20 protein-coding genes are annotated in these 15,285 nt (G+C 61.6%); 9 read left to right on the forward strand and 11 right to left on the reverse strand.

Going from position 1 to position 15,285, the window contains the following annotated elements:
- Position 1 precedes the first annotated feature (1 nt).
- The 6 genes from NITMOv2_RS11020 to NITMOv2_RS11045 form a co-directional block, all read right to left on the reverse strand.
- A complete protein-coding gene (locus NITMOv2_RS11020) occupies positions 2 to 1,633 on the reverse strand; it encodes a peroxidase family protein (RefSeq protein ID WP_145976280.1) in 1,632 nt (543 codons plus the stop codon).
- A 260-nt stretch (positions 1,634 to 1,893) separates the two neighbouring features.
- The gene (locus NITMOv2_RS11025; protein ID WP_053379910.1) at positions 1,894 to 2,616 is read right to left on the reverse strand and encodes a TPM domain-containing protein; all 723 of its coding nucleotides are present in this window, start codon (positions 2,614 to 2,616) and stop codon (positions 1,894 to 1,896) included.
- A 35-nt stretch (positions 2,617 to 2,651) separates the two neighbouring features.
- Positions 2,652 to 3,413, reverse strand: coding sequence for a hypothetical protein (locus NITMOv2_RS11030; protein ID WP_053379911.1), 762 nt, complete (start codon positions 3,411 to 3,413; stop codon positions 2,652 to 2,654).
- A gap of 3 nt (positions 3,414 to 3,416) precedes the next feature.
- Positions 3,417 to 4,688 carry an FAD-dependent oxidoreductase gene (locus NITMOv2_RS11035; RefSeq protein WP_053379912.1) on the reverse strand — a complete coding sequence of 424 codons (1,272 nt, stop codon included), beginning with the start codon at positions 4,686 to 4,688 and terminating at the stop codon, positions 3,417 to 3,419.
- 48 nt (positions 4,689 to 4,736) lie between these two features.
- Positions 4,737 to 5,264, reverse strand: coding sequence for a phospholipase D-like domain-containing protein (locus NITMOv2_RS11040; RefSeq protein ID WP_238590513.1), 528 nt, complete (start codon positions 5,262 to 5,264; stop codon positions 4,737 to 4,739).
- 41 nt (positions 5,265 to 5,305) lie between these two features.
- The gene (locus tag NITMOv2_RS11045) at positions 5,306 to 5,689 is read right to left on the reverse strand and encodes a hypothetical protein (RefSeq protein WP_238590514.1); all 384 of its coding nucleotides are present in this window, start codon (positions 5,687 to 5,689) and stop codon (positions 5,306 to 5,308) included.
- Positions 5,690 to 5,870: 181 nt separating this feature from the next.
- On the opposite strand from NITMOv2_RS11045, the gene thiS reads away from it, so the two are divergent.
- The 9 genes from thiS to NITMOv2_RS11090 all read left to right on the forward strand — a co-directional run bounded on the left by thiS (position 5,871) and on the right by NITMOv2_RS11090 (position 11,566).
- Positions 5,871 to 6,071 carry a sulfur carrier protein ThiS gene (gene thiS, locus NITMOv2_RS11050; RefSeq protein ID WP_053379915.1) on the forward strand — a complete coding sequence of 67 codons (201 nt, stop codon included), beginning with the start codon at positions 5,871 to 5,873 and terminating at the stop codon, positions 6,069 to 6,071.
- Positions 6,068 to 6,997, forward strand: a complete 930-nt coding sequence (cysK, locus tag NITMOv2_RS11055; protein WP_053379916.1) for a cysteine synthase A — start codon at positions 6,068 to 6,070, stop codon at positions 6,995 to 6,997. Before thiS ends, cysK begins: the two co-directional genes overlap by 4 nt.
- Before the next feature lie 83 nt (positions 6,998 to 7,080).
- On the forward strand, positions 7,081 to 7,902 hold the full coding sequence (locus NITMOv2_RS11060) for a HesA/MoeB/ThiF family protein (RefSeq protein WP_053379917.1): 822 nt from the start codon (positions 7,081 to 7,083) through the stop codon (positions 7,900 to 7,902).
- A 12-nt stretch (positions 7,903 to 7,914) separates the two neighbouring features.
- Positions 7,915 to 9,165 carry a threonine synthase gene (gene thrC / locus NITMOv2_RS11065; RefSeq protein WP_053379918.1) on the forward strand — a complete coding sequence of 417 codons (1,251 nt, stop codon included), beginning with the start codon at positions 7,915 to 7,917 and terminating at the stop codon, positions 9,163 to 9,165.
- Entirely contained in the window at positions 9,162 to 9,434 is a 273-nt protein-coding gene (locus NITMOv2_RS11070) for a MoaD/ThiS family protein (protein ID WP_053379919.1), read from the forward strand. Before thrC ends, NITMOv2_RS11070 begins: the two co-directional genes overlap by 4 nt.
- A 2-nt stretch (positions 9,435 to 9,436) precedes the next feature.
- Positions 9,437 to 9,676 (forward strand): NIL domain-containing protein, encoded by a 240-nt coding sequence (locus NITMOv2_RS11075; protein WP_053379920.1) that lies wholly within the window; start codon positions 9,437 to 9,439, stop codon positions 9,674 to 9,676.
- Between the two features lie 100 nt (positions 9,677 to 9,776).
- Positions 9,777 to 10,580, forward strand: coding sequence for a molybdopterin-synthase adenylyltransferase MoeB (gene moeB, locus NITMOv2_RS11080; RefSeq protein ID WP_053379921.1), 804 nt, complete (start codon positions 9,777 to 9,779; stop codon positions 10,578 to 10,580).
- Between the two features lie 69 nt (positions 10,581 to 10,649).
- Positions 10,650 to 11,159: a M67 family metallopeptidase gene (locus NITMOv2_RS11085; RefSeq protein WP_053379922.1), complete on the forward strand. Its 510-nt coding sequence runs from the start codon at positions 10,650 to 10,652 to the stop codon at positions 11,157 to 11,159.
- A gap of 77 nt (positions 11,160 to 11,236) precedes the next feature.
- Positions 11,237 to 11,566 carry a hypothetical protein gene (locus NITMOv2_RS11090; protein ID WP_053379923.1) on the forward strand — a complete coding sequence of 110 codons (330 nt, stop codon included), beginning with the start codon at positions 11,237 to 11,239 and terminating at the stop codon, positions 11,564 to 11,566.
- Positions 11,567 to 11,577: 11 nt separating this feature from the next.
- Here NITMOv2_RS11090 and NITMOv2_RS11095 read toward each other — a convergent pair whose 3' ends face one another.
- From NITMOv2_RS11095 to NITMOv2_RS11115, 5 genes are all read right to left on the reverse strand, one after another.
- Positions 11,578 to 11,787 (reverse strand): hypothetical protein, encoded by a 210-nt coding sequence (locus tag NITMOv2_RS11095; RefSeq protein WP_145976281.1) that lies wholly within the window; start codon positions 11,785 to 11,787, stop codon positions 11,578 to 11,580.
- Between the two features lie 71 nt (positions 11,788 to 11,858).
- Entirely contained in the window at positions 11,859 to 12,053 is a 195-nt protein-coding gene (locus NITMOv2_RS11100; RefSeq protein ID WP_053379925.1) for a hypothetical protein, read from the reverse strand.
- Positions 12,054 to 12,117: 64 nt separating this feature from the next.
- The gene (locus NITMOv2_RS11105; protein ID WP_053379926.1) at positions 12,118 to 13,842 is read right to left on the reverse strand and encodes an ABC transporter ATP-binding protein; all 1,725 of its coding nucleotides are present in this window, start codon (positions 13,840 to 13,842) and stop codon (positions 12,118 to 12,120) included.
- 24 nt (positions 13,843 to 13,866) lie between these two features.
- Positions 13,867 to 14,406, reverse strand: coding sequence for a peptide deformylase (gene def / locus NITMOv2_RS11110; protein WP_053379927.1), 540 nt, complete (start codon positions 14,404 to 14,406; stop codon positions 13,867 to 13,869).
- A 67-nt stretch (positions 14,407 to 14,473) separates the two neighbouring features.
- Entirely contained in the window at positions 14,474 to 15,268 is a 795-nt protein-coding gene (locus NITMOv2_RS11115) for a HEAT repeat domain-containing protein (RefSeq protein ID WP_053379928.1), read from the reverse strand.
- Between the last annotated feature and the right edge of the window lie 17 nt (positions 15,269 to 15,285).

Here is a 15,285-nt window from a genome sequence, read left to right on the forward strand (position 1 = left end):
GCTAATCCAACGGCGGCACCACCCCGGCAAACTTTAGAAGATCGGTCATGCGGAAGTCCCCCGGCGTCGCCGACGGCAGCGTGGGCCGCCAATTCGGCTCCGCAGCGAGAAAGGAGCTCTGATCGGCCTTCAGCAAACCGATGAAGACTTCGCCCACGATCCGCCCGCCGACCGGGCCCAGACGGGTCCCCCCTTCCAGCAGTTCCGCTTCTTTCAGAATGTAGAACCACAGCGGCGTGCTGCGCTCCAGGCCGAAGGGCTGAGCGTCCGCTAGCTGTTCCGCACTCAGGACTGGCTCCCCCATGACGCGCGCGATCGCCTGCCCGGACGGCAGGCCGAAATTCACGTGGCGCATCAGATTGCGCGATGCCAGCGACTGGACGCCGTCCGGCGGCAAGCCCGGCGCGATACCTCGCGATCCCGGCAACTCCATCAGCACACTGGACAACTTACCGTCGATTTTCTTGTTCGACCGCACGTTGCCATCGCCGAAGTCGAAGAACGTCTGCCAATCGACGAAGCGCCGCGATGCCCGTTTGCCGCCTCGCAGGTCGTTGGGGTCGGGATCGTTCGGATCCGCCGTGTCGTCAAACGTGAAGAGAAAGACCGGCTGCGCGCCGTCCGTCCCGAAGTTGATCCGATAACTGGGCCGCACTTGCGAATGTCCGAATCGATAGGCCGCCGCCGAGAACTCGATCGGGATCATCGGGTTGCCGCGGCTGTTCCGGAGCGTCTGCGCGGTCGGCGGGGCGTGGAGATTGTAAAATTGCTCTCCCCGCCGCAGGATGTCGTCCACCCGCTCCCGCCCGATCGTCGCGGGAAGGAACTCGTGCAGCACGATCCACTGGTAGTGCCAGCGCACCAGCCGTTGCGCTGCCTCGAAGACTTGCGTTGGATTCTGGCCGGCGAAGGACGGCTGGGCCGACAGATGGTCAGTCACCGCGTTGTGGAAGCGTAACATGGCGACGTGCAGCTGGCTGATGACGACGTTTTCGTCGTTGCGGCTGTCCCCGATGATGGCTTGCAAACTAGCGTCGCGAGGCAGATCGAACCGCGGCGCGCCCTTGCGCGACACCGCTTCGGAGCCGGGAATCGGGTCCACGCGCATCTTGATGACACCCGAACTCGCCTCGTAGAGGCGCGGGGACTCCTGCGGTCCGTTGCCATAGACGCTGTCGAGGTCAAACGCGGCCGTGCGGAAATTGGTCGTCTGCCGAGGCTCCGTTTTTTGGAGCAGGGCCGATTTCAAATCGAACGTCAGATCGTGATCGATGAACTGACCCAGGAATGTCATGCCGGCCGTCATGTTCGGATTGTCGGGATTCTGCGGACTGTGCTGGGACGGATTCAGGATCGATTGGATGGGATCCGTCAACAAATCCTTCGCGTCGATGGCTCCGCCCTTTTGCCCGAACTTTTTGACCTGCTCGCGAACGTCGTCGGTCGGCGGAGCGAACGGGGGCAGTCCGGGAAATAAGCGGACGAACACGTCCTCAGGCCGAGATGGCCTCTCAGGTTGCGTGACTTCGACGGTTTGCGCCTGCGCATCCGTGATCCAGGGCGTAAACGGGTGGAGGCTCCACAGAACCGTCATGAGGCACAGCTTCACAGCGACATCTATCGGACGCAGCATAAGACCTCCTTGTCCAGGGTGCTGCTCAAAATGGAGTTAATGAGTGATGAATCAGAAGAGCGGGGCCGGGCCCGCTTTGTTGAGCGGAATGAACACCGGCCGCCGTTCGATGAAGGGCGGAAGCCGATGGAAAAAGCGGTACGCTGGGAAGAGCACTGGGTCCCCTTCAAAAATTTCGGGGACTGTATAGAAATGCTCGGGGGTTGGAACCTCGGAATTGCCCTAGTGTAAGGGCTGAACGACCCTTGGCAGGTGTAGTCTCAGCGCCACCCCTCCCCGCTGGTGCCGCCGCCGAAGCCGCCCAGGTTGCCGCCGAACCCGCCTTGGCCCGTGCCCCAATACTCGCCTTTCTGAATGCGGCGATAGGGATGGCGCAGATCGGGCCGGCTGATCCACCAGAAGAAGGACAGCGCCCCGATGCTGGTGAAGAGCGTGATCCAGAAACCCACGCCTTTGAAGTGATGCTTCGCGAGTGAGCCGACGCGGATTTCCTGCGCGGGCGCGGCCAACGCGACCGCGGTGCGGTACAGGCCCTCGCCGTAATGGCCCAACGCAATGGCGGGATGGAGGTAGGCGCCGCCGACCTCGCTCATGATGGCCGGCGTGATGACCGGCAACATCTGGCGCCCCAACGTCATGGCCGCCTGCCGCTCCTGCACCGCGACGAGTACCATGACGCCGTGTTCCTGTTGGGCGGACCCGATGCCCCATTTCTCGTAGAGCGCCGTCGCAAACTCATTGGCCGATCTGAAGGGCTTGATCGTCGGCACCGTGACCACGACCATCTCGACGCCGGTCTTGCGCTCCAAGTCCTGGCACACGGACCGAATGCGGGCCTTCCAGTCCTCATCCAATACCCCGGCATGATCGCTCACATAGCCCATCGGACCGGGAAGTTGCGGCCGGTCTGTCGGACGCTCGTAGAGCGAGGCCTGTCCGACGCCCGCCCCTGCGACAACCAGCGCCGGCAGCAATCCCATCATAGGCCATATAAGCCATTCGGCGAACCGCCTCCTGTTCATGCGTCCCGCCCGACCCGGGTTTCCACCCACACGACGAGACGGCCCAGGTTTTCCAAATAGCGATCCATCAGCCGGGGAACCTCCTTGTGTCCAGGAGAAATCTGTCCGCGCTTCAGCAACAAGGCGTCGCGCAGCCCGGACAGATCAAAGTCGCAGGCGCTTTCGATATCTTTCAGCAGTGCGTCCCCGTGGGAGAGGACCGGCCGGCCCAGGAGCCGCTGCACGCCTCTGAGCACCGGCAGCAACGCGGTGACGGACAACGGTAAAAGAATCGTCGTGGCTTCTTCCGTGCCGCCGCCCTCCACGAACCGCTGGCGCATCCGCAGGACAATGCCACGCAGGCCCTGAAGCACTTCGCAGCCGAGGTGCCGGGTGTCGACTTTGAACCCCACAAAAGGGTCCTGCCCCCACAGCACACGGTGGCCTTCATGAATGTCGAGGTATTCCAGCGGGAAGACCCGCGCCGCCGACTGCAAATCGTCCTTCGTGAGAAAGAGCGGCACGACGATCTGTTCCTTGCTCCACCGTTTATGAATGGGCGCGTATTGCTTGAGCAGCGCCACGTCGTAGGACGAGAGGAACACCAGAATGTTGAGATTGGACCGCCCCGCCAAAAACTCTCCGCGGATGGCGCTCCCATAGAGCAGCACGCCTTCCAACCGGTCGCCGTAGACCTTCACCACGTCTTTGACGTAGGCCCGTAAGAGCTGCTGTGTCTCGTCCGGAAGCCCGTCGATGGTCCACTCCACGGTCGGCATCTCCTATCCCACCCCTCCGGCAGCCACGTCCTGGGCCGCCGGGTCCGGGAGAAACCCCGCGGCCATCATGCGGTCCAGCAGAGTGAACGGCGGGGTGCCGCGCAGGCCGGCCGTCGTGGAGAGCACGCGGTACCGCAAGCGGGCATTGCGGTCCAACGTACGGAACACGCGGTCACGGAGATAGGCCAGGAGCGGGTTGCCGGTATTCCAAAACAGGACCTGCTCGTCGGCGAGCTGTTGCAGCATCGTCACCTGAGGCCGCCGCGCCGATTCATAGCGTTTCAGCTTCGCGGCCGAATAGTCCCCGTCGGCCAAACATTCCGGCAACAGCTCCGCGAGCATCATCGCATCCACCATGGCCTGCATGCGCCCTTGCGAGGCATGCGGATTCATCGCGTGGGCGGCGTCGCCGATCAACACTGCGCCGTCCGTCACCCAGGTCGGCGTGCGCACCCGCCCCGTCGGCATGAAAGCCGTCTGACTCCAATCGTGCAGCGCCTCGAACAGCGGGCGGGACTCGGGATCGATGGCGGTCCACGCTTGCCGGAGGGCGGAAAGGCCACATTCCTTCACCCGGTCATACGATCCGGCATCGATCATATAAAACAGATAAACCTTGCTGCCCGCAGCCGGGAATATGCCGAGTATGGTTTTCTTGCCGACAAAATACTTGGCCTCGGCGAGCGGTACCGGCGCATCCAGTATGGCGATCAGGTAACCCTGCGGATAGAGGTGCAGATCGGCCGGGATCGCGAGGGCCTCTCGGACTTTGGAGAAGGCTCCGTCGGCTCCAACCACCACTTTGGACTTCACCGTCACGGTATCGTGGCCCCGGGTGGCGGTCAGCCCAATGACTTGCGCGCCGTCTCGCAGCAATCCCGTAAAGCTGGTCCCATACCGCAACGACACGGACGGTTCGGTCTGGAGGGCATCGAGGATCGCGTGGTGCGCCACGTTCGGCAACGTCACGACGGCCCGATTGTAGGGCGGCGGCAGATCGCCGTAATCGACGGTGCAGAGCCGTTCGCCGCCGGCCCGGCAAAAGTGGAAGGTCCGGACGATGCGGGTCGATTCGGGAGGCAGCTTGTTCAGCAGGCCGAGGCGGTCCAGCACTTGTTGCCCGTTCGGCTGGAGAATCTCCCCGCGCAGCCCGTGGGGCGGCCCGGAGGCCTGTTCCAGCACGATCGTCCGGATGCCTTTCTGCGCGAGCGCCAGGGCCAGGACCGCTCCGCCTCCGCCGGCGCCGACAATCGCGATGTCGGTCTCTTCAACCATCAATCTCGGCCTGTTCTTGCCCGAACTCCACCGGACCCTCGGCCTTCTTCATTTCCCGCTTTTCCACTCTCCGTACCGCGTCTCGTCCTTCCACATCGACAGAAACTTGTCACGGGCTTTCACTGACACGGCGCGGTCGCGAATGATATCCACACGCTCGTCATTGTAGCGATTGCCGCTGGTCGTATGGTTCATCGAGCCGTGCATATTGATTTCATCGTCGACGACCACCTGTTTGAGGTGCATGAGGTTGTCGTGCTGATTCACCTTGACCGGGATGCCGGCCAGCCGCAAGGCGGCCAGTGCCGTCTCCTGCTTCTCGTCGGCCGCGCGTTCGCGGTCGGTCAACACCCGTACATCGACCCCGCGCTTCTTCGCTTCCACCAGCGCCTTCACCGCCATGGGAGCAGTGAGTCCATAGACCGCGACAAAAATATAACGCTTCGCGTGGCTGTAAATCTCGACCACGCGGGTGAGCGGTTCGTCCTCCGGGGCGTACCACACCTCCAGGGGCAGTCCGAATACGGGCTCGTTTCCGGTCACCGGCAGCAACACCGGACTTCCGAGGAGCAACACGAGAGCGAGGGATCTGTACGCGCAAGGAAACCGGGACTGGTTCATTCCGTTTCGAAGAGTTCGCGGAAGTGGTCTTCGGACGTCTCCCAAGCCTGAGGGGCGTGGGTTTGGAGCCAGTCGCGGAGGAAGTGCTTCTGGCCGGGGGTCAGCATCTGTTTGATCTGGTGGGATCGGCCCTGCAAGGGCTGGAGAAATCCGACGTGTTTCCGCACATCGAGCGTCGCGGTGCGGACATAGACATTGGTAAAAGTCACGGGCTTGTCCTCCTCGCCGTCGCCCTGGACCCAGACGGACAAGAACTTATCCAACGTCAGGCCGGCGCTGTCCATCGCAGGTTCGGTGTCGTGGAACAGCTCATTTTCCGATTCCGTGAGGGGCGTCGCATCGGTGGCACGGAAAAGGAAATTCTTTTTCCACATAGCCATACACTCCAAAAAGAACGGCATAGTGCGGCGTGGCCTCTGTAATGTCAAGCAAGAGCCGGATGAGGAGTGAATCCTTTGCCCGGTCTCCTGCCTCTCAGAACCACACCGGCCGTTGACAATGCAAGCACGCCTTTGCTACCTTGCAGAATTCCTTAATCTCTAGGCCAACTTGGGAGAATCCATGCAGGTCAAGATCAACGGGAAGGCGGAGGAGATCCAGGGCGGGACCGTGCTGGATTTGCTCAAGACCAAGAAGATCGAACCGCAGATGGTCGCCGTCGAGGTCAACGATAAGATGCTGGAGCGCGATCATCTGGCCACCACCCATCTCAATGATGGGGACCAGGTCGAGTTCCTCTTCTACATGGGAGGGGGCCTGTGAGCGCGATCCTCCACAAAGAGATTACCGAGCTCATCGGCAAGACTCCCCTGGTCAGACTCAATCGCCTTTCAAAGCCGGGCGCCGCGACGATCTATGGCAAGGTCGAGTTTTTCAACCCCGGCGGCAGCGTGAAGGACCGTATCTGCCTCAACATGATCAACGAGGCGGAGCGGCAGGGCAAACTGAAGCCGGGCGGCACGATCGTGGAGCCGACCAGCGGCAACACCGGCATCGGACTCGCGCTCGTCGCCGCGGTGCGCGGCTACAAGCTGATCCTCGTCATGCCGGAGAGCATGAGCATGGAACGGGCAAGCCTGCTCTCCTCCTACGGCGCGCAACTGGTCTTGACGCCCGCCTGGGAAGGCATGAAGGGCTCGATCAAAGAAGCGGAAAGCATCCTGGCGCAAAATCCGTCGTATTTCATGCCTGATCAGTTTTCGAATCCGGCCAATCCGGCCATGCACCGCATGACGACCGCGCCGGAAATTTGGGACGCGTTGGAGGGCAAGATCGACGCCTTCGTCGCGGCCGTCGGCACCGGCGGTACGATCACGGGCTGCGGCGAGGTGTTCAAGGAACGAAATCCCACCATCAAGGTGATCGCGGTGGAGCCGGCCACATCGCCGGTGCTGTCGGGCGGCGATCCGGGCCCGCACAAGATCCAGGGCATCGGCGCGGGATTCATTCCGAAGGTCTTGAACCGGAAAATTCTGGACCGCGTCATGACCGTGACGGACGACGAAGCTTATCAGACGGCAAAGCAGCTCTCGAAGAAAGAAGGCCTGTTGGTCGGCATCTCGGCCGGCGCCAATGTCTTCGCCGCGCAAAAGGTCGCCGAAGAACTCGGGGCCGGCAAAAATGTCGTCACGGTATTGTGCGACACAGGCGAGCGGTATATCAGTATCGAAAAATACTTTAATATCTAGTGAACAGTGATGAGTGAAGGGTGACCAGCAAGGCCGCGAGCAATCGACTCATCACACATCACTGATCACTCATCACATCCACCATGGAATTCACCGAAGAGCAGATAAACAGATACAGCCGGCACATCTTGCTGCCCGAGGTCGGCGGCAAGGGGCAGAAGAAGATCGCCAAGGCGAAGATTCTGCTCGTCGGCGCGGGAGGCTTGGGCTCCCCGGCCGCGCTGTATTTGGCGGCGGCGGGCGTCGGCACGATCGGCCTCATCGACAGCGACGTGGTCGATCTCACCAATCTGCAGCGGCAGATCATCCACCATACGGCGGACGTGGGCCGTCCGAAAGTGCTGTCCGGCAAGGAGAAGATCCAGGCCTTGAACCCGGACGTCACCGTCTCGATGTACGAAGAGCGGCTCACCGCCGGAAACGCGTTGAAGATTTTTCAGGACTACGATGTCATCATCGACGGCGTGGACAACTTCACGGCGAAATTTTTAATCAATGACGCCTGCTTTTTCGCCGACAAGCCCCTGGTGCACGGCGGCATTCTCCGGTTCGACGGCCGCGTGACGACCATCATCCCGAAAAAGTCGGCCTGCTATCGCTGCGTGTTCAAGCAGCCGCCCCCGCCCGGCCTCGTCGCCTCCTGCCAGGAAGCGGGCGTGATCGGCGTGCTCGCGGGCATCATCGGGACGATCCAGGCGACCGAAGCCCTCAAGCTGGTGCTCGGCATCGGCCGGCCCTTGACCGACCGCCTTTTGGACTTCGACGCGAAGAAAACGCAGTTCCGTGAGATCAAAGTGAAGCGCAATCCAAGCTGCGCGCTGTGCGGCGAACATCCGACGATCACGGACCTGTTCGACGACGGAGATCCCTATGCCGGCTGTGCTGTCCGTCCTTCATTAACCTGACGTGGTGTGGCTATGAGTAAAATGAAAGCTCTGGTGTGCCGGGAGTGCGGGAAAGAGTATCCGACGAAAGCCATTCACGTCTGTGAGATGTGCTTCGGCCCCCTCGAAGTGAAGTACAACTACGAGGAGATCAAGCAGGTCATCTCCCGCAAGAAGATCGCCGACGGCCCGAACAGCATGTGGCGGTACGTCGATCTCCTGCCGGTCGAAGGGACGAACTTCGTCGGCCCCCATGCGGGCTTCACGCCGCTGGTGCGGGCCAAGAACCTCGGCGCCTATCTGGGTCTGGACGAGTTGTACATCAAGAACGACACGGTGAACCACCCCACCCTCTCGTTCAAAGATCGCGTCGTGGCCGTCGCCTTGACCCGCGCACGCGAACTGGGCTTCGAAACCGTGGCCTGCGCTTCCACCGGAAACCTGGCGAACAGCGTCTCCGCCCACGCCGCCGCCGCGAACCTCCACTGCTATGTCTTCATTCCCGGAGATTTGGAAGCGGCCAAGGTGCTCGGGAATTTGATTTACAAGCCCAACGTCGTGGAAGTGGAAGGCAACTACGACGACGTGAACCGGCTCTGCAGCGAAATCGCCGGCGAGCACGGCTGGGCCTTCGTCAACATCAACATCCGCCCGTACTATGCCGAAGGGTCGAAGACGCTGGCCTATGAGACCGTGGAGCAATTAGGCTGGCGGACACCGGACCAGGTCGTGATCCCGATGGCCTCCGGATCGTTGCTGACCAAGATCTGGAAAGGCCTGAACGAGATGCACAAGCTCGGGCTCGTGGACGAGGTACGGACCAAGATCAACGGCGCCCAGGCCGAGGGCTGCTCGCCGATCTCGACCGCGTTCAAGGCCGGGCGCGACTTCTTCAAGCCGGTGAAGCCCAAGACCATCGCCAAGTCCCTCGCGATCGGGAATCCCGCCGACGGCTACTACGCGTTGAAAGCCACGGCCGAATCCAAGGGCGCCATGGACATGGTGACGGACGACGAAGTGGTGGAAGGGATCAAGCTGCTGGCGCAGACCGAAGGGATCTTCGCGGAAACGGCCGGCGGCGTCACGATCGGCGTGCTGAAGAAACTGGTGAAGCAGGGCGTCATCAAGAAACACGAGGTGACGGTCGCCTATATCACCGGCAACGGGTTGAAGACGCAGGAGGCGGTCATCGACGCGGTCGGCCGGCCGACGCGCATTCAGCCGAGCCTGGTGAGTTTCGAGAAAACCTTCAAGATGGGAAAGAACGGTGGTGGTGACGCATGATTAAAGTCCGCATTCCGACGCCCCTGCGTCCGCTGACCAAAGGCCAGGGCGAAGTCGAAGCCAAAGCCGGCAGCATCGTGGAAATGATCGAGACGCTGAACGACGCGCATCCCGGGCTGAAAGATCGTCTGTGCGACGAGTCGGGCGAATTGCGCCGCTTCGTGAACATTTACGTCAATGAAGAAGACATCCGTTTCCTGAAGGGCAAGGAGACTTCCCTCAAGGACGGAGACGAGGTCTCCATTGTCCCTGCCATTGCAGGAGGCTGACCATGTCGAGCTTACGCTTTCATATTCGCTTCCCCGAAGACAAGATCAAGGAACCGGTCATCTATGAGATCGGCCGCGAGTACAAGGTCGTGACCAACGTCCGGCGCGCCGACGTGCGGGAAACTACGGGCTGGATGGACGTCGAATTGAGCGGCGAGACCCCGGAGATCGAACGGGCCGTCGAAGGACTCCGAAAGAAGGGCGTGCTGGTCGACCCGATCGAACTGAACGTGGTGGAGTGAGGAGCGGTGAACTTGTAATCGGCGATGAGGGCGAGGACGGACCCTTGCTCAGTTTTGACTTCAACTCATCACGCATCACTCGTCACTGATCACGAATCTTATGGAACTGACCGAACAGCAAATCGAGCGCTACAGCCGGCATATCATCCTGCAGGACGTGGGCGGCAAAGGCCAGATGAAGCTGGCCAAAGCCAAAGTCTTGTTGATCGGCGCGGGAGGGCTCGGCTCACCGGCCGCTCTGTATCTGGCCGCGGCCGGCATCGGCACGATCGGCCTGGTCGACGGCGACGTGGTCGACCTGTCGAATCTCCAGCGCCAGATCATGCATTCCACGGCCACGGTCGGCGTCCCGAAAGTCGAGTCCGGCAAGCGCACGCTCTCCGCCATCAACCCCGATATTACGATCAACACCTACCATCAGCTCGTGGACGCGGACAACATCATGGGCTTGGTGTCCCAGTACGATGTCGTCCTCGACGGGTCGGACAATTTCACTACCCGCTTTCTGGTCAACGACGCCTGCTTCTTCGCCAAGAAAACGTTGATCTCGGCCAGCATGTTCCGCTTCGAAGGACAATTGACGACGATCAAGCCGCACGAAGGCTACCCCTGCTATCGCTGCTTGTATCCGGAGCCGCCTCCCGCCGGGCTCGTGCCGAACTGCCAGGAAGCGGGCGTGCTCGGCGTGCTGGCCGGCACCATGGGCATCCTCCAGGCCTCGGAAGCGATCAAGGAGATCCTCGGCATCGGTGAAACCGTCGCCGACAAGCTCCTCATCTACGACGCGCTGGAGATGAAATTCCGGAAGGTCGGACGCCCGAAGGACCCCGCCTGCCCGCTCTGCGGTCCGAATCCCAAAATCAAGGACCTGAGCTTGGACTACACGGTCTCCTGCACCATCTAGCCGCATGAGCGCGAGCCACCCGAAAGCTCTCTCGACCTTAGCCTCAACCTCGGCCTTCCTTTCCTAACCGTGGCTGACCTCGTCATTCCTCAGCGCATTCTCGACGACATCGTCGCCCACGCCAGGGAGCTGGCGCCCCACGAATGCTGCGGGCTCCTCGCCGGCACCGATAGGACCGTCACGACCCTCTATCGGATCAAGAACATCGTCGCCACGGAAGGGGCTCAGAACCTCTCGTCCTTCGATCCGGCCAAGGTCGCCCATTTGGAGCGATTGTCGCCCGCCGAGCGGGCCGAGATCGCCTTCGTGATGGACATGCACGACTTTTCGGCGGCCAAGAAAGACATGCGGAACAAAGGGCTCGACCTCCAGGTCGTCTACCATTCCCACCCCCACGATCCGGCCCGGCCCTCCGTGACGGACATCAAGATCGCGACCGACTATGAAGAAATCTGGCCCAAGATCAACCTCCCCGCCCCCGCCTACCTGCTCGTCTCTCTCATGCACGAGAAGCCGGATGTCAATACCTACTGGATCAAAGGCGGCCGCGTCTCCAAGGCCGACGTCCGGATCGTCTGACCGGCGTTTTTGCAGTTTCCTTCTCTTCCGCGGAGTGCAATAATACCGCCCATTATTAACCCGGCCGAGGAGTCGTTATGCGCTCATCCGCTCTTCTTTTCTTGGTCGTGTGCGCCCTGGCTCTTTTCCTCCCGGCAGCCGCCCACGCCGAGGACAAGAGCTTCTACAGCCCGGTCATCTTCATCGACAAGGACCACAACCGGATCCTGATTTCCCAGCTCGGCGGCGTCTTCTATATCGAAGCGCCGGAGGCCGCGAAACCGCACATCGAAAAGCTGCCGATCTCCGGATTGGTGGACTTCGTGGTGGAGATGCGGGGCGACAGTCAAATGCCGTTGATCAAAACCTGGAAGGTCAAATCCGGCGAATCGACCTGCATGTACTTCAACGGGAAGGAGTGCAAGTAGGACGGGCGCCGCTACTCCGAGCTCCCCAGCATGTCGTCGACCAGGGGGCGGTTGATGTCGGTGCAGCCGGGGCAGATGGTGTCGAAGAGGGCTTCGTGGTTGGAGACGAAATTCCTGGAGTCGGTCAGTTTTTCGGCGATCACTTGATCGTAGCAGGTATCGCAGAGCATCATCAGCCCCCGCGCGACACCCACGGTTTTCCGTCCTGAGCTGCTCGGCATCTTAGAACCCCTGATCGGTGATGAGTGATGCGTGATGAGACGGACTGAACACGCGTGACGCCTCCAGCCGGCTATACACTCCCCTTCTGCATGGCGACGAAGAAATCCTCTGCTTCCAGGTCGATGCCGCACTGCCGGCATTCGAGCGGCTGTTCAACGGGCGGGATCGTCAGCGGCGTGCGGTCGATCCGGCCGCGGCAGACATGATAGAACCGCCCGCGGGCATGCTCGTCATCAAGGGGATCGTTTTCGTAGATCAAGACCATAGGACTGTCTCCCGAGCGAAAAGTATAGCGAGCCGCTCGCGCGATCCGCAACGTCAGCATCCGGCTACAGCTGAAACTGCGCGTCGTACAGCCCCGCGTACACCCCGCCGAGGGCCAACAACTCCTCATGCCGCCCCTCCTCCACCAATCGTCCGCCATCCAACACAAGGATGCGATCGACATCCTGAAGGGTCGATAAGCGGTGAGCGATGATGAAGGTGGTGCGGCCCTTGGTCAGCTCGTGCAACGCTTCTCTGATCTGCACCTCCGTCTCCGTGTCGATGTTCGAGGTCGCTTCATCGAACACGACGATCGGCGGGTCCTTCAACAGCACGCGGGCGATGGAGACGCGCTGCTTTTGGCCGACGGAAAGCTTCACGCCCCGCTCGCCGATCCAGGTATCGTAGCCTTCCGGCAGGGCGGCGATGAACTCGTGCGCGCGCGCCGCCCGCGCGGCTGCCTCGATGCGGGCCTGAGTGGCCGTACCGTCACCGTAGAGAAGATTATCGCGAACAGTGCCGTTGAATAAAAACGGCTCCTGCTGAACATAGCCGATCTGCTTCCGGAGATAGGCCAGCGGAACGTCCCGAATATCCGTCCCATCGATCAGAATCGCCCCTTCGGTGACGTCGTAAAACCGCATCAGTAATTTGAGCAGTGTGCTTTTGCCGGCTCCGCTCGGGCCGACGAGGGCGACGCGTTCCCCCGGTGTCACCGCAATCGTGAAGCCTTTGATCACCGGCACATCGGGCCGATAGTGGAATTGCACGGAGTCGAACACGACCGCGCCTTGTACTTTTTGGATGGGGGCGACGGCGCCGGGCCGGTCTGCGACTTCCGGGACCGCATCCAACACCTCGAACACCCGCTCGCTCGCCGCCAGCGCGTGCTGCAACATGTGGTTCACGGAATGGATTTGGTTGATCGGCACATAAAACAAGCCCAGATAGGAGAGGAACAGCACCAGTTCGCCCAGCGTGAGCCGTCCGTTCGCCACTTCGCCGGCGCCGTACCACAGGATCAACACCGTCCCCAGGCTGCCCAGGAACATCATCCCCGGCGAGTAGAGCGACCAGAGGTACATCGCTCTCAAGTTCGACTCGCTGTACTCGCGGCTCAACCGGTCAAAGCGTTTCTGCTCGGCCGCCTGCCGTCCGAATCCCATCGTCTCCCGGATACCCGACAGGGCGTCTTGCAGATAGCCGCTCAGCTCCGCCGATTTCCTCCTGATCACCTGGTAGTAGCCGTGGACGGTCCGCGTGAACCAGCCGGCGGACAGCATCAACAGAGGAATCGGCAGCAGGGCGAGCGCGGCCAACCGCCAGTTCAGGGAGAAGAGCATGATCGTGATGCCGGTGAGCGTGAGCGAGGCGGTCAGCGCGCCCTCCAGGCCGTCGATGAAGATGCGCTCCACATGTTCGGTGTCGTTCGTGACCCGCGACATGATCTCGCCGGTCGAGCGGTTTTCAAAATAGGTGATCGACAGCCGCTGCAAGGCGGCAAACAGGTGGCTGCGCAGATCGTGGACCACGGTCTGCTCCAGCCGGTTGTTGAATCGAATCCGCAGCGAGGCGAAGACGTACTTCAACCCATAGGCCGCCACCAACCCGCCCGCCACCCAGGGCAGCAACCAGAGCTGCCCGGCCTGAATGACGTCGTCGATGATGATCTTGATCACCCACGGCGGAACGAGCTCCATCGCCGTGGCGCAGGCGGCGCACAGCAACGTGGCCGTGGCGAGGCCTCGATGGGGCCGCAGGTATTGGAGCACGCGCAGGAGGGGTTTCACAGATGATGCGAGGGAGCGCCCGGGCTAGATGATCGTCGCCGGCTCCTTCTGTTCCTTCTGCCAGTATTGGGCAAACTCATGGAGCTGCGTCAGCGTCGACAAATCGGTCATGCGGTCCAGGAAGACTTTGCCGATGAGATGGTCCATTTCGTGCTGGATGCAGACGGCGTAGAGCCCGTCCGCCTCGATATCGACGGTCTTGCCGTCGCGGTCCAGTCCCTTCACCCGCACGACGGACGGCCTGGTGACCTTTCCCCTCAAGCCATCCACACTCAAGCAGCCTTCCCAGTTCTCCACCTGGTGAGGACCATAGTAGAGAATCGAGGGATTGATCAGCACGGTTTCAGGAAATCCCCCCTCCCCTTCGCATCCCATCACGACGAGTTGGATCGAACGGCTCACTTGCGGAGCCGCCAGTCCGATGCCCGGCTCGTCGTACATGGTCTCGAACATCTCGTCGATCAGCCGTTGGATCTCCGCCGACTTGATGTCGCGCGGATCCACCGGCGCGGCGATCTTGCGCAGGATCGGATTACCGAGCTTGGCGATTTTGAGAACGGCCATGACGTGCCACGCTGATGCTTTCGTGCGTATACACCTAACACAGGGCTCTACGGGCCCGCAACCGGCCTCAGGACGCCCGCCCCGAACGCTTCGGTTCCGGCACTTCGAACGTCTCCTTGTTCGCTTCCCACCACTCCACCCATTCGCTCGACCACGCCTGGCGATCCTGCTTGGTGGACGTGTCCCAGTCATGGAACTCCGTCTCGTGCCTGGTGAGAATCCAGAGCGAATGCAGCGCCGACATGGCCACGAACCGCTCGTCGTCCGAGATCATGGGGATCAAGATCGGAATCACCGCCTTGTTGCGGACGTACCGCGCCTCGAAGGCCGCCGACTTGCGCACCGAGGGATTCTGGTCCCTCGCCATCACCTCGATGGCTTCCGGAGTCTTGGCCGGATCCAGCCGGATGGCGACGCGCAGCGCATGCTCGCGCACGCGGGGCAACTCGTTCGGCTCTTTGGCCGTGACGAGCAAGGCCGGCACGGCGGAGACGCCCCGCATCATGGAGAGGGTTTCGATCGCATTGTACCGAATACGGGGGCTCGGCATCGTGAGGGCCTTCACGAGTACGGGGACCGACGACTCGCCGAGATGGACAAATTCGCCCATGGCCCAGAACTCCTGCTTGCCTTCGAGCAGCGGCAGCAACGCCTCGGCCCGCTTGAGCTCTTCCTCGCTGAGCGGCGCCGTGTTCGGCGGAATCGAGACGTCGGGGACGTCCTGATTCTTGGGAGGCGCGTCGTACGGCATCTGGACCGGAACGGCGCGCGAGCCCCCCGGAGGCCCTGCCCAGAGCGTCGAGGTCCCGCCGATCAGAGCGATCGCCAACACAAACATGCTTCGTGTGATGTGGTGTCTCATCGCGTATCCTTCAACTC

The organism is Nitrospira moscoviensis, from assembly GCF_001273775.1.
GTDB classification, from domain to species: domain Bacteria; phylum Nitrospirota; class Nitrospiria; order Nitrospirales; family Nitrospiraceae; genus Nitrospira_D; species Nitrospira_D moscoviensis.